Below are 13,915 nucleotides of genomic sequence, written 5' to 3'. Positions count from 1 at the left end.
CTCGTTGTCCGGTTGACCTGTCCCCGCAACCCGATGGCGGTGCCTCCCGTGAACGAGACTGTGTGGTACCGCCCCGGAGACGTCGCGATCGTCGGCGAAGTCGAGGCGCCCGAGACCGAAGCTCGAGACCGCGAACTGAAACCGATGCTGTACGCGAAAGCGGGCATCGCCAACTACTTGCGCGTCGCCGAAGGTGCCGACTTCGAACCGCTGGTCTTCCACTACCGCCTCAACGACGGGGTGTACGAGCTGGTGAGCGAGCACAGGTCCCGGCTCGTCCTGGACGAGCCTGCGCATATCGACGCGGAGATCAAACGACTCAGGTGAGCCAGGCGGCCATCACAGCAGCGGGCCGGAAGGATGCGCTACACTCGTGGGCGTCCGCTTCGGCGGCACAGTGCGGGTGTAGCTCAATGGTAGAGTCTCAGTCTTCCAAACTGATTGCGCGGGTTCGATTCCCGTCACCCGCTCAAGTATTGAGAGCCCCGGCCGGTCGGCCGGGGCTTTTCCGCGTCCCCCGACCGCGTTGCATATCGACAATCGTGAATGTATTCTGGCGGGACCCTCACGGAAGTTCACTCGCAATCCCGGCATGAGTGGTCTCACCGTTGACGCCGGCGCGCTCGCGCCCTCCTCACCGTCGATGATGGACTGTCGCCTCTGGTCAGACAAGGAATCTGCCATGGCATCATCGATCGACCCCCCGATCACCAGACACCGACTCCGATTCGCCCTCGTCCTGGCGGCCGCGCTCGCGGTCGCCGCCGCCTTCGCGCTCGCACCGCACCTCAACCGGGCGGAGGCCCAAGTCACGGCCGCATCAGAATGGGACGGCGCGGGCTGCAACGTCGCGGTCCCCGGCAGCTGGGCCTCCAGCCCGCTCCTCCCCGACCCGTTCACCCGGACCGACGGCACCCGCATCACCACCCAGAGCCAGTGGGAGTGCCGCCGCTCCGAGATCAAGGAACTCGCCGAAGCAACGGTCTATGGCGACAAGCCGCAACCCGACAGCACCACCGGGACCGTGACCTCCTCGCGGATCACCGTCAACGTCAGCGACAACGGCCGCACGACCAGCTTCTCGGCGAGTGTGCAGCTCCCGAGCGGGACCGGCCCGTTCCCCGCCGTCATCGTCTACGGCGGCTTCGGCGCCGACACCGCCACGATCCTCGCCACCGGCACCGCCGTCATCAACTACGACCCCGGCGCCGTCGGCGCCGAAGGCACGCCACGGAACAACAAGCAGGGAGCGTTCTACACCCTCTACGGCGCCACCAGCACCACCGGCGTCCTCATGGCGCAAGCCTGGGGCGTCAGCCGCATCATCGACGTCATCGAGCAGTCCGGCGGCAGCATCCTGAAGCCGACCACCGGCGTCACCGGGTGCTCGCGGTACGGCAAGGGCGCCTTCGTCGCCGGCGCCTTCGACCAGCGCATCGCCCTGACCATGCCCATCGAGTCCGGCAGCGGCGGCACCTCCGCGCTCCGCTCCATCCCGCAGGAGAGCGGCGCGCAGCCGCTCAGCAGCGCCTACAACGAGCAGCCGTGGCTCGGCGACGCGTTCAGCGCCTACACCGGCAACCCCGGCGCGCTCCCCGTCGACACCCACGAGATCGTCGGCATGATCGCCCCGCGCGGCCTGTTCATCATGGAGAACCCCCACATCGAATGGCTCGGCGCGCGCTCCGGCGCGGTCGCGGCGCTCGGCGGCGCCGAGGTCTACAAGGCCCTCGGCGCGGGCGGCAACATCTCCTACCACTCCAACACCTCGAACGGGACGCACTGCGCTACCCGCACCGAATGGCGGACCCCGCTGCAGCAGAGCATCAACAAGTTCCTGCACGGCACCGGCAACCCGCCCGCCCTCATCAATATGCACCCCGACAAGACCGCGAACCTCGCCCAGTGGAGGAGCTGGACGACGCCGACCCTGACGGCGGGCAACCCGAGCGGGACCACCAGCCCGGCACCGACGACCAGCCCGGCACCCACCACCTCGCCCGCCGCGACCACCTCCCCGCCGCCGACCGGCACCGGCTGCACCGCGAGCGTGCAGGTCGTGAGCCAGTGGGACTCCGGCTGGCAGGGCAGTGTCAGCGTCACCGCCGGAGCCGGCGCGATCAGCGGCTGGACCCTGACGTGGACATGGCCGGGGAGCCAGCGCATCACCAGCTCCTGGAACGCGACGGTGACGAGTTCGGGCGCGACCGTCACCGCGGAGGACGTCGGCTGGAACGGCGCGGTCGCGGCCGGGCAGACCTCGACCGCCTGGGGGTTCGTCGCCAGCGGCACGGGCACGGCACCGGCCGTGACCTGCACGCCCGCTTAGAGCAAGGGCCGGGGCGCGCGATGCGCCCCGGCCCGAACGCGTCACAGGGCGCCCCTGGACGCGAGCATGAGTCGCGACCGGTTGGTACGTTCCGGGCGTGCCCGAGTCCGATTCGTCCCTGAAGCTGCGCGCGCTGGCCGTCCCCGTCTACGGGCCGAACCTGCTCATCGCCATCGGGATGGGCGCGGTCGTGCCGCTCATCGCGCTCTCGGCCCTCGACCTGGGCGCGAGCGTCACGCAGGCCGCGATCATCGTGGGGCTCATCGGTTTCGGCCAGCTCGTGGGCGACCTGCCCGCCGGGGCGCTCGCGCAGCGGTTCGGCGAGAAGCGGGTGCTCCTGGCCGCGTGCGTGGTCGAGGCGGCCGCGCTGGTCACGGCCTCGCAGACCGCGTCGCTCGCGGTCCTGTCGGCGATGGTGTTCACCGTGGGGCTGTCCTCGGCGGTGTTCGGCCTGGCCCGGCACGCGTACCTCTCGGAAGCGGTGACGCTCGCGTTCCGCGCCCGGGCGATGTCGATGCTCGGCGGGACGTTCCGCATCGGCGGATTCATCGGGCCGTTCGTGGGCGCGTTCCTCATCGAGCAGTACTCGTTCGAGGCGACCTATGCGTTCGCCGCCGGGACGAGCCTGGCGGGCGGGCTGCTGAGCCTCGCACTGCCGGAGCTCCCGACCGCTGGCCATGCCGTTGCGGCGCAGGAGAAGCGCAGCATGTGGTCGGTACTGGCCGAGCACCGGAAGGTGCTGGCCCAACTTGGTGCGGGCGTCCTGTTCGTGATGATCGCGCGCGCTTCGCGGACGGCGATCATTCCGCTGTGGGCCGAGCACCAGGGCCTGGACGCGACGACGACGAGCGTCATCTTCGGTATCGCGGCCGGGGTCGACATGCTGCTGTTCTATCCGGGCGGGGCGATTATGGACCGGTTCGGGCGCATGTGGGTCGCGCTCCCGGCGATGCTCGTCATGGGCGCGGGGTTCCTGCTGCTGCCGCTGTCGGGGACAGCGGTCGCGATCGGGCTGGTCGCGTGCCTCATGGGCCTTGGCAACGGGATCTCGTCGGGGATCGTGCTGACGCTGGGCGCGGATGTGGCGCCCGACGAGGGCCGCCGCCAGTTCCTCGGCGGGTGGCGGCTGTGCACGGATGTGGGCACGATCGCCGGGCCGGGCCTGATCAGCCTCGTGTCGCTGGTGTTCCCGCTGGGCGCGGCCGCGATCGCGTTGGGGCTCATCACCTGGTTCGGGGCGGCGTGGCTCGCGAAGTGGGTCCCGGTCTACGACCCGGCGCGGCGGCCGCGCGAGAAGGCCGCGCTCTAGGGGTGTCAGGTTCGCGACAGGGGCGCGACAGGTGCGGGGTGCAGTCTTAGGGCACAGCGGAAGCCCCGCGGCACAACGCCTCTCACTGAAGGAAACGAACGATGAGCGCTCTCGAAACCACCTGGTCCGGCATGGTTCCCGTCGAAGACACCGCCCTCTACGTCACCGACACCGGCGGCGACGGCATCCCGGTGATCTACTGCAACGGCCAGTTCGCGACCATCGGGTACTGGAAGAACGTGCTCGAGGAGCTGGGCTCGGAATTCCGCCACATCAACTTCGACGAGCGCGCCCGCGGCAAGAAGTCGCAGAAGTCCTCGGACTACTCGTTCGAGGCGTGCATGCGGGACATCGACGCCGTCCTCGAAGCGCGCGGCGTCACCGGCAAGGTGCTCATCGTCGGCTGGTCCTACGGCGCATTCCTGGCCGCGACCTGGGCGAGCCGCAACCCCGAGCGGTGCATCGGCGCGGTCCCGGTCGAGGGCGCCGAGCCGCACGACTGGCTCGACGACGTCATGGAGATCCGCATCCGCAAGCTCTTCAAGCGCCTCGCGCCGGTCACCGCGATCCTGCGCCCGACGGGCCTGACGCCGAAGCTCAGCGCCTCGCAGCAGGCCGAGTGCAACATCGAACTGGGCAAGATCTCCCAGAAGGCCAACCTCGGCCCGGTGCTCGACGCGATCATCGTCCCGACCCGGTACGTGCTCGCCTCGGGTGTCTCCTTGGGCTCCAAGGGCGACGAGCAGGAGCAGATCCGCGCCGCGATGGGCGAGGTCGTCGAGCGCAACGAGAACATCAAGGTCTTCGCGAAGGTCGCCAGCAACCACGACTGGATTCTCAAGAAGGACTTCAAGGCCGTCGCCGACGCGGTCCGCGAGGTCGCCGAGCTGGGCGGCGCCACGAAATAAGGAAAACTTCTTTAGGCAGTGACTGCCAGATGGCAGTCACTGCCTATACTCGTGCCATGGACACCGAAGCCGCTGCGCCGCAAGGACTGCAGGCCCGCAAAAAGCTCGCCGCCATGCACCGCATACAGGCCGCCGCCCTGGACCTGTTCGAGGAGCACGGCTTCGACCAGGTCGGCATCGAAGCCGTCGCGGCCGCCGCCGACGTCTCGCCCCGCACCGTCTACCGCTACTTCGGCACCAAGGAGATGCTGGTCATCTGGGACGAGGCCGACGAGCACCCCACGAGCCCGCTCGCCGCGCTCTTCGCCGCGCCCGACCCGCTCGGCGCGCTCCGCAAGGCCCTCGCGACGGCCTTCGCGGCCATGGACGCGGCCGAGCTGCGGCTGATCCGCCGCCGCCTCGCGCTCGTCCACACGCACCCGGCGGTCGAGGCCGCGTACATCCTGCACTCCTACGAGAAGTCCCGCGCCATCGCCGGGACCATACCGTCCGAAGAGGACGATCCTGATGCGCAGATCTTCGTGCACGCCTTCGTGGGCGCGACGATCGGCGCCATGCGGCACTGGTGGGCCACCGGCTTCGCTGGGCCGCCCTCCGCGTTCGTCGACCGGGCCCTGGCACTCCTCGAAACCGGGTTCGGCACCGCCCGCCACTGACTCCTGTGTCACATCGCCGCCGAAAGACTTCCGATCCCCTCCGAATTCCACTACCGTTTAATTCATCAGGTGATGAATTATCGTCACCGTCCCACCCCCAAGGGAGACATGCCATGTCTGCGAACCAGGCACAAGTCATCGTCGTCGGCGCCGGCCCCACCGGCCTCCTGCTCGCGGGCGACCTCGCCGAAGCCGGGGTCGACGTCCTCGTCCTCGAATCCCGCGGCGCGAACCTCTCGAACCTCTCCCGGGCCTTCGGCGTCCACGCCCGCACCATGGAGGAGTTCGACGCGCGCGGCATCGCCGACGACCTCCTCGCCTACGGCGGCGCGCAGCTGCCGGGCATCCGCCTGTTCAACCGGGTCACCCTCCACCTCGCCGACCTGGAGACCCGCTTCCCGTACCTCCTCATGACCCCGCAGTACAACGTCGAGGAGGTGCTGCGCGACCGCGCCGCGAAGGCCGGGGTGACGATCCGCTACGAGCACAAGGTCACCGGCGTCACCCAGGACGCCGACCAGGTCACCGTCCACACTGAGCAGGGCGACTACACCGCCCGGTACGTCGTCGGCACCGACGGCATCCACTCGGCCGTGCGACAGGCCGTCGGCATCGACTACCCGGGCGAGGCCGTCCTGAAATCGATCATGCTGGCCGACGTCAAGCTCAGCGAGCCGCCCGCCGAGAGCCCCGCCATCCAGGGCGTCAACGGCGCGTTCTGCTTCGTCGCCACCTTCGGCGACGACTACTGGCGGATCTTCGCGTGGAACAGCGCCGACCAGAAGAGCGACGACGAGCCGATCGAGCTCGACGAGGTCAAAGAGGCCGCCATGCGGGCCTTCGGCACCGACTTCGGCATGCACGACCCCCGCTGGATCTCCCGCTTCCACTCCGACGAGCGGCAGGCCACCCGCTACCGGGAGGGGAACGTGTTCCTCGCGGGCGACGCCGCGCACTGCCACTCCCCCGCGGGCGGCCAGGGCATGAACACCGGCCTCCAGGACGCGGCTAACCTCTCCTGGAAGCTCGCCGCCGTGCTCCGCGGCGCCGACCCGGCCCTACTCGACACCTACAACGCCGAGCGCCACCCCGTCGGCAAAGCCGTGCTGCGCTCCAGCGGCGCGATCATCCGCCTCGCGGCTGAGCGCTCGAAGCTCAAGGCCGCCATCGGCGGCGCCGCCGTCGCCACCGCCATGCACATCAAGCCGATCGAGGCCAAGGCCATGGGCATGATCTCGGGCGTCGGCATCCACTACGGACACGGCAAGGGAGAGGACGCGCTCGTCGGCCACCGCGCCAACGACATCGGCCTCGCCGACGGCACCCGCCTGTACGAGGCCCTGCGCGGCGGGAAGTTCGTCGTCCTCGACAGCGCCGAGACCTACGACGGCGACTTCACGGCGAACGCGGCCTCGGCCCACCCCGACGGCGAGGTCAAGATCATCAGGCCCGACGCCTACATCGGCTGGGCCGGGAACGACGACCCCGCCGCGATCCGCGCCTACCTGGAGACCCACGCGGGCCAGAACTGATATTCCAACACCCACGGCGGCGGGCTCCGGCCCGCCGCCGTTCACGTTGCGCCTCTAGGGGAATCGCCGCTCTGTCCAGGCGGCGATGCCGCCCTCGGTGAGGATCATGTCCCAGGCGGCCTCGGCCGCGCCGAGCATCGGGGCGTCCGGGCCGAGCACCGAGGGGACGACGCGGGGCGGATCGTCCCGGCGGAACCCCATCAGCCCCTCGCCGTACGCCGCCGCGAAGGACTCGGGCGAGGCGCGGCGCAGCTCGGGGGCGAGGCCGCCCAGGCACACGATCTCCGGGTCGAGGATGTTCGCGAGCCCGGCCGTGCCCCGGCCCAGGACGGCCGCGCACTCTTCAACGGCGGCACGGGATTCCGGGTTCACCAACGCCTCGATCAAGTACGCGCGCGGGTCCTCCGGTTCGTCCTCGCCGAGCAGCCGCGCCACCGCGCGCCCGTCGACCGCGACGTCCCAGCAGCCGCGGGCGCCGCACGGGCAGGCCACGGCCGGGTCGCCCAGGGGCGCGTGCCCGAACTCGCCGCCGGCGCCCGTCGCGCCGGTGACCGCGTGGCCCTCGTCGACGAAGATCCCGCCGATGCCGACCTCGATGGTCAGGTAGAGGACGCTCTTGCCGGGGTGGGAGCGGCGGGCCTCGGCAAGCCCGGCGAGGGTGGCGTCGTTGCCGAGTGCTTGGGGCACACCGGGAAGGAGCGGCTCGACTTCGAGGTCGCGCCAGCCGAGCACACTGGACTGGACGATCGCGCTGCGCCGCACGGTGCCGGTGGCGGAGATGGAGACGGCCCGGACGCGGCCCGCGTGCCGGGCGGCGAGGGCGGTGAGGGCCTTGCGGATGTCGGCGAAGACGCGTTCGGGGCGTTTGGAGGCGTGGCGGCCGGTGGTCCGGTCGACCAGGGTCCCTTCGAGGTCGGCGATGGCGACGACCCAGTCGGCGTAGCGGACGTCGACGACGGCGGCGAGCGGCCCGTCGGGGTGGGCGTGCAGGACCGTGGTGGGGCGGCCGCGGCCCGAGGGCGGGGCGGGGGCCTCGGCGATCAGGTCGAGGGCGCGCAGGCGGGCGGCGATCTCGGTGGCGGTGCCGCTGCCGACGTGCATGGCGCGGGCGGCTTCGGCGCGGGTGACGCCGGGGCGGGAGCGGACGAGGCGGAGGAGGTCGAGCGCGCCGCTCCAGCGGGCGGCCTCGGCGCGGCCGACCTTGGCGGGCTCGGCGTTCGGGTCGTCTGCGGGAGCAGGGGTTCTGGCTTGCACTCGGGGACCTCCAGGAATTATCCTCGCGTTACGAGTTTATTTCTACCCCGGAGGGCTTCATGCGAAGCTACAGCAACCCAGAAGCCGTCCTGCTCGACATGGACGGCACACTGGTCGATTCCGACGGCGCCGTCGAACGCGCTTGGGCCGCATGGGCCGTCGAGTACGGCGTCGACCCCGCGACCGCGCTCGCGAACGCCCACGGCTCCCCCGCGACGGTCACCGCCGCACGGCTGCGCCCCGACCTCGACGCTGACGCAGTGGTGGCGGCCGCCGCCCGCCAGCTCGAGCTGCAGTACGAGGACCTGGCCGACGTCGTCCCCACCACCGGGGCCGAACTGCTCCTCGCCGCGCTCGACCGCGCGGGCCTGCCCTGGGCCGTGGTCACCAGCGCCGACGACCGGCTCGCGAAGGCCCGCCTCGCGGCGGCGGGCATCCGCCCGCCGCTCCTGTTCACCTTCGAGGACGTCGCGCGGGGCAAACCCGACCCCGAGGGATACCTCCTGGCCGCCAAGGCACTCGGGGTCGACCCGGCCGCGTGCCTGGTCGTCGAGGACTCCGAGCCGGGCCTGGCCGCGGGCCGCGCGGCGGGCGCGATGACCGCGTCCCTGCGGGGCCTCCCAGCCGACATGCGCCTGCGCGACCTCGGGCACCTCGCGGAGCTGCTGGTGTCCGATGGCCGTTGACGTACTGCCCGAACGGGCCACCCGCGACCTGACCCGCGTCGTCGCACTCGCACAGATCGGCCTCGGCCTGCTCGTGTGCTCCTACGGGCCGTACCTGGCCGGGATCGCGGCCGAACTCGACCGCCCGCGGGGCGAACTCGTGTGGCTGACCATGACCTTCGGCGCCGGACTCGTCCTCGCCGCCGCTACCGGCCCGGCAGTGCTCCGCGCGGGCGCGGGCCTGGTCATGCGCATCGCCTGCGCGGTGATCGCGGTCGGCGCGGTCCTCATGGCCGCGACCCCGCAGCTCGTCCTGGCCGGGACGGGCGCGGTCCTCGTCGGGTTCGGTTGCGCCGCCATCGCTCTGGCGACCCCGGACCTGCTGCGCGGGCCGGGCGCGGCGAAGCGCATCGCGGTCCTCGTCGGGCTCTCCAGCGCGGCGGGCGTGTGCGCGCCGCTGATGTTCGGCGCGCTCGAATCAGTGGGCATTCCGGGCCGCTGGGCCCTGCTCAGCGCCGTCCCGATCCTGCTCGTAGCCGCAGTGCACCGCACCGTGCAGGGCCCGCCGGACGAAGTGCCCGCTGGCGGCCGGATACCGGTCGGCCCGGCCGCGCTGGCATGGTCGCGGATCGTCCTTTGTGTAGGGATCGAGTTCTGCTTCTCGATCTGGAGCGTGGCCCGCCTGGTCGACACGGGCGTGTCGCTCGGTACGGGCTCGCTGCTCGGCGCCGGTTTCGGGGTCGGCATGGCGGTGGGCCGCCTGGTCGGGCCGCGGTTCGTGGACCGGCCGTGGGCGGTGCAGGCCTCGCTCGCGCTGATCGCGGTGGGCACCGTGGCGGTCTACCTGGGGCAGGACCCGGTGTCGGTGACCATGGGGATCGCGGTCGCGAGCCTGGGCATCGCACCGCTGTACCCGATCATGCTGGGCCGCCTGGTCGGCATCCCGGACCTGAGCGGGCGGCACTCGGCGTCGATCGGGTCGCTCGCGTCGGGCACGGCGATCCTGTCGGCGCCCGCCGCACTCGGCTGGCTGGACGGTCAGGTCGGGCTGCGGGAGGCGTTCCTCCTGCCGATCCCGCTCCTGGTGGTCCTGCTCGTCCTGTCAAGGCGCCGATAGCGAGACGGCCCCGGACCGCGAAGGTCCGGGGCCGCCCCAACTCAGCTTTTTACTCTTCGTCCTTCTTCTTGGTGGCGGAGAGCGAACCGGCGTGGGCCTTCTCCTCGGGGCTCATGCGGGTCTTGACGAGGCTCGCGATGACGACCACGATCAGGATGCCGATGACGACGCCGAGGCTGAGCGGGGTCGGGACCTCGGGGATCGACTCGTTGAGGTCGACGTGGGCCCAGTGGAGGATGAGCTTCGCGCCGATGAACAAGAGGATGATCGCCAGGCCGGCCGAGAGGTAGACGAGGCGGTCGAGCAGGCCCTTGACGAGGAAGAACAGGGCGCGCAGGCCCAGCAGCGCGAAGGCGTTGGCGGTGAAGACGATGTACGCCTCCTGCGTGACGCCGAAGACGGCCGGGATGGAGTCGAGCGCGAAGAGCAGGTCGACCGAGCCGATGGCGATGAGGACGATGAACAGCGGCGTGAAGAACCGCTTGCCGTCCACTTTGGTGACCATCTTGCCGTCGATGTAGTCGGCGGTGATGGGCAGGAAGCGGCGGGCGCCGCGGACCATCACGTTCGACTCGATGTCGGGGTCTTCGTTGCGGTGCCGGAAGAGCTGGATCGCCGTGTACACGAGCAGCAGGCCGAACACGAGGAACATGAACGAGAACGAGTTGATGAGGGCCGCGCCGAGGGCGATGAAGATGGCGCGCATGATGAGCGCGAGCACGATGCCGAAGGTGAGGACCTTGTGCTGGTGGTGGTCGGGTACCGCGAAGGTGCTCATGATGATCACGAACACGAACAGGTTGTCGACCGAGAGGCTCTTCTCGATGATGTAGCCCGCGAAGTACTCGGTGCCCGCGGCGTTCCCGTACTGGGCGCCGAACCAGATGCCGAACACGATCGCGACGGCGATGTAGAACACGGACCAGGCGGTGGCCTCTTTGAAGCCGACGTGGTGGGGGCGCATCGCCGCGAGGATCAGGTCCACCGCCAGCAGGACGACGATGAGGCCGATGGTTCCGGCCCAAGTGAGTGGGCTGATATCGAGCAACGCTTCCTCCGTCAGATTGCCATCATCACGACTGCAGGTCTGACACCAGCCCCGCAGTGCCCGCATCCTAACGGCACCCGGGCGCGTTTGTCACGACTACCCCTGCGGGGCCGTGATCTCGACCAAAGCACGACATGCGTCACATTGCAGCCGAATCGGTTTTATCGCGCGGGGACGAGGCAGCTGAGGGGCGGGTCGATGAGGGAGCAGATCGACTGGCGCACGACCGGTTCGTAGTCGCCGGGGACGCCGCCGCCCGCGATGACCCCGGTATACGCGGCGACGCCGTCGGTGGGCCGACGCTCCAGGCCGGGTGTCGCAGTCCAGACGGCAAAAACAAAGCGGGGGCAATGGCCCCCGCTCAGTGCCGCAGTCAGCGACCAGTAGTTTTGGCATCCACTTCTCCCGGAGGAGAAGATCCCGGCTCGCGGATCGCTGGTGCGACACGACTACGGATGGGTTCCTGCTTCCGTCCCTTTCGGATGTTTGCGTCCACTGCCGACAATGCCGGTCTGACATGGGCTCCACAGGCTTGACGTTCCGCATACCCTGCGGTAGGACCTTCTCGACACGAACTCGCGCCGTTGGCCGCAGTCAGCGTAACACATGGATTCGAGTTACTCACGTTCAGTGCAGGTCGCCGAATGCCCTTGCGGCGGTGAGGTTGTCGAGGCTGAGCCCGAGGTAGTAGTCGATGCCGACGAAGTCGAGGCGGCCGCGGATCCTGTCGATGAACGCGGCGTCGAACAGCCACGGCGACAAGGGGATGAATGCCAGGTTCGAGGTGACCATCGCATCGGGCTGCTGCGCGTGGATGAGGTCGTAGGCGGCGTTGTGGGCCTTCGCGAGCCGGTCGAAGATCCAAGGCGCGTCGAACCAGGTCGCCGCACCGTTGTCGATCTCGTGGTAGACGTACAGCGTGGCCTCGTTGAACGTGACCCACATGGCGTCGGCGTCGGCGTAGCGGGCGGTGATCCGCTCGGCGTAGGCGGTGAAGTCGACGAGGGTGGCGTCGGTCTTCCAGCCGCCCTGGTCGGCGACCCAGCCGGGGTGGACCCAGTGGTTGAGGGTGATCATCGGGCGCATCCCCGCGTCGAGGATGCGCTGGACGACGTCGTCGTAGTAGGCGAGCTCGGTCTCGTCCCACTCCCCCGGGGCGGGTTCGACGCGGGCCCACTCGATGCCGAAGCGGTAGACCTCCACGCCCATGTCGGCCGCGAGCGCGATGTCCTCGGCGTAGCGGTGGCGGAAGTCGACGGCGTTCCCCACGTGCTCCTTGGTCTCGGAGTACCTGAGCCAGTTGGAGTCGGGGTTGCTCCCTTCGGACTGGAACCCGGAGGACGAGACGCCCCAGAGGAAGTCGTCGGGGAGCGGCGCGACCTCCGCTGCGGCCGAGGCGGGCGAGGCCGCGAGGAGCGAGGCGAAGACGACGAGGCAGGCCAGGAGTCGACCGAAGGCGCGCATGGGGGAATGCTCCGTTTCTCCCCCGTTTTGTGCTTTCACATCATAGGCATGGGAAGGCCCGCAATGGAATACCGGAGAGTAAGGAACGGAAGCCGTCGAGCGCGGCGGTCTGGGTCGGGGCGAGTTTGAAGCCCTGCACCGCGGCGCGGGGATGGATCTCGGCGGCGTGCCACTGCTCGGCGCGGACGCTTGTGGCGACGCCGATGCGGCGCAGGCGCTCGCTCAGCTGGTCGTAGAGCTCCTGGGCGTCGAAGAGGTAGACGTGCTCGATGGACCAGGGCAGGTGGGTTCCGGCAGAGCCCGCGGCGGGGCCTCGCGGCCCGGTCATCACCAGATAGTAGTCGAGCTCCTCGGAATCGGTCATGTCGAGCAGGCCCTGGTTGCGGGAGTAGTACTTGACGTTGACGGTGCTTCCGGCGAGGGGGCCGCTGCGGAACCAGCCGTCGATGGGCCGGTTCGCGACCGGTTCGAGTTCGATGTCGAAGATCTGGGCGGCGATCCAGTCGGAGAGGTGCCCTGAGACGACCGGGCGGCCCACGATGTCGGCGATGCGGGCGTCGATCTCATTGCGCGCCTGAAGAAGCAGGGCGATCGACTTGAGTCCGCCTTCGTCCATCAGCCCTCCTCGTCCCGGCCCGTGCTCCTCATCGTACCGAGGCGGGGGCGGGGGCGCCGCCTTCGGCGGGCGGCGCCCCGGGCGGCGCTAGACGGCGGACCAGCCGCCGTCGCTGGGGAGGACGACGCCGTTGACGTTGGTCGCGTCGTCGCTGAGGAGCCAGGCGATGGAGTTGGCGAGGACGTCGGCGCTGACCGGCGTCGGGATCACGGTCTGGAGGATCGGGCCGACGCGCTCACCGGCGTACTGGGACTTCATGGTGCCCTCGATGTTGGTGATGGTCGGGCCGGGCGCGACGGCGTTCGTGCGGATGCCCTTGGGGCCGTAGAAGAACGCGGTGTTCTTGGTGAAACCGGCGATGGCGTGTTTGGAGGCGGTGTAAGCCGCTCCGGCGGCGGCGCCGCGCAGGGACGCCTCGGAGGCGACGTTGACGATCGAGCCGGACCCGGCCTCGAGCATGAGCGGCAGGACGGCGCGGGTGAGGCGCATCGGCGCGGTGACGTTGATGCTGAAGACGCGGTCCCAGGTGGCGTCGTCCACTTCGGCGGCGGGCAGGAAGCCGTCCATGATGCCCGCGACGTTCGCGAGGCCGTCGACCTTGCCGTCGGCGGCGGCCACGACCTGGTCGATGACCTCGGCGGCGGTGAGGTCGCCCGCGACGGCGCGGATGTCGATCTCGGAAGCGAGCTTGTCGAGGCTCTCCTGGTTGACGTCGGCGGCAATGACGTGGGCGCCTTCGCCCGCGAGGCGGAGCGCGGTGGCGCGGCCGATGCCCGAGCCCGCGCCGGTGACGATGACAGTCTTGCCGGAGAAGCGGTCTGCAGTTCCCATGGGTCTCCCTCGGTTCCCGGGCCGCCTCCACGGCGGCCCGTGTCGCAGTATTCCCCTGAGCGGGGCTCAGAGCAGTGGATTCACTCGATCCCAATGATTAAGTCAATCATTTGACTTAACATTAACGCGTATCAGTGCGCCCCCGCGAACGGGCAGGCCATGAGATCGGTCATCCCCGAGAGGCGA

The 13,915-nt window shown here is 69.9% G+C and carries 13 protein-coding genes and 1 tRNA gene; 9 read left to right on the top strand and 5 right to left on the bottom strand.

Going from position 1 to position 13,915, the window contains the following annotated elements:
* The first annotated feature begins 48 nt into the window (after positions 1–48).
* From ACZ60M_RS15240 to ACZ60M_RS15210, 7 genes are all read left to right on the top strand, one after another.
* Positions 49–327: a Uma2 family endonuclease gene (locus ACZ60M_RS15240; protein ID WP_465418446.1), complete on the top strand. Its 279-nt coding sequence runs from the start codon at positions 49–51 to the stop codon at positions 325–327.
* A 72-nt stretch (positions 328–399) separates the two neighbouring features.
* Positions 400–470: transfer RNA gene (locus ACZ60M_RS15235), tRNA-Gly, on the top strand.
* Between the two features lie 212 nt (positions 471–682).
* Positions 683–2,329, top strand: a complete 1,647-nt coding sequence (locus ACZ60M_RS15230; RefSeq protein WP_465418444.1) for a glucuronyl esterase domain-containing protein — start codon at positions 683–685, stop codon at positions 2,327–2,329.
* 97 nt (positions 2,330–2,426) lie between these two features.
* Complete coding sequence (locus tag ACZ60M_RS15225; RefSeq protein WP_465418442.1) at positions 2,427–3,638, top strand: MFS transporter; 1,212 nt, start codon at positions 2,427–2,429, stop codon at positions 3,636–3,638.
* Between the two features lie 101 nt (positions 3,639–3,739).
* Entirely contained in the window at positions 3,740–4,546 is an 807-nt protein-coding gene (locus tag ACZ60M_RS15220) for an alpha/beta hydrolase (protein WP_465418440.1), read from the top strand.
* A 56-nt stretch (positions 4,547–4,602) separates the two neighbouring features.
* A complete protein-coding gene (locus tag ACZ60M_RS15215) occupies positions 4,603–5,202 on the top strand; it encodes a TetR/AcrR family transcriptional regulator (protein WP_465418438.1) in 600 nt (199 codons plus the stop codon).
* A 113-nt stretch (positions 5,203–5,315) separates the two neighbouring features.
* A complete protein-coding gene (locus tag ACZ60M_RS15210; RefSeq protein WP_465418437.1) occupies positions 5,316–6,734 on the top strand; it encodes an FAD-dependent monooxygenase in 1,419 nt (472 codons plus the stop codon).
* Between the two features lie 54 nt (positions 6,735–6,788).
* Here ACZ60M_RS15210 and ACZ60M_RS15205 read toward each other — a convergent pair whose 3' ends face one another.
* The gene (locus tag ACZ60M_RS15205) at positions 6,789–7,988 is read right to left on the bottom strand and encodes an ROK family transcriptional regulator (protein WP_465418435.1); all 1,200 of its coding nucleotides are present in this window, start codon (positions 7,986–7,988) and stop codon (positions 6,789–6,791) included.
* A gap of 59 nt (positions 7,989–8,047) precedes the next feature.
* Between ACZ60M_RS15205 and ACZ60M_RS15200 the strand changes: the two genes are divergently transcribed.
* Together ACZ60M_RS15200 and ACZ60M_RS15195 are read left to right on the top strand one after the other, a co-directional pair.
* Positions 8,048–8,674 (top strand): HAD-IA family hydrolase, encoded by a 627-nt coding sequence (locus ACZ60M_RS15200; protein WP_465418433.1) that lies wholly within the window; start codon positions 8,048–8,050, stop codon positions 8,672–8,674.
* Positions 8,664–9,770, top strand: coding sequence for an MFS transporter (locus ACZ60M_RS15195; RefSeq protein WP_465418432.1), 1,107 nt, complete (start codon positions 8,664–8,666; stop codon positions 9,768–9,770). Before ACZ60M_RS15200 ends, ACZ60M_RS15195 begins: the two co-directional genes overlap by 11 nt.
* A gap of 49 nt (positions 9,771–9,819) precedes the next feature.
* Here ACZ60M_RS15195 and ACZ60M_RS15190 read toward each other — a convergent pair whose 3' ends face one another.
* From ACZ60M_RS15190 to ACZ60M_RS15175, 4 genes are all read right to left on the bottom strand, one after another.
* Positions 9,820–10,818 (bottom strand): TerC family protein, encoded by a 999-nt coding sequence (locus tag ACZ60M_RS15190; RefSeq protein ID WP_465418431.1) that lies wholly within the window; start codon positions 10,816–10,818, stop codon positions 9,820–9,822.
* A gap of 627 nt (positions 10,819–11,445) precedes the next feature.
* Entirely contained in the window at positions 11,446–12,282 is an 837-nt protein-coding gene (locus ACZ60M_RS15185) for a family 1 glycosylhydrolase (RefSeq protein WP_465418429.1), read from the bottom strand.
* A 40-nt stretch (positions 12,283–12,322) separates the two neighbouring features.
* Positions 12,323–12,898: a hypothetical protein gene (locus ACZ60M_RS15180; RefSeq protein ID WP_465418428.1), complete on the bottom strand. Its 576-nt coding sequence runs from the start codon at positions 12,896–12,898 to the stop codon at positions 12,323–12,325.
* Positions 12,899–12,985: 87 nt separating this feature from the next.
* Positions 12,986–13,729 carry an SDR family NAD(P)-dependent oxidoreductase gene (locus ACZ60M_RS15175; protein WP_465418426.1) on the bottom strand — a complete coding sequence of 248 codons (744 nt, stop codon included), beginning with the start codon at positions 13,727–13,729 and terminating at the stop codon, positions 12,986–12,988.
* Positions 13,730–13,915: the final 186 nt, after the last annotated feature.

This window comes from Glycomyces sp. NPDC050141 (genome assembly GCF_055586545.1).
The sequence above is the reverse complement of the archived record's forward strand: the minus strand, read 5'-3'. Positions and strand labels throughout refer to the sequence as shown.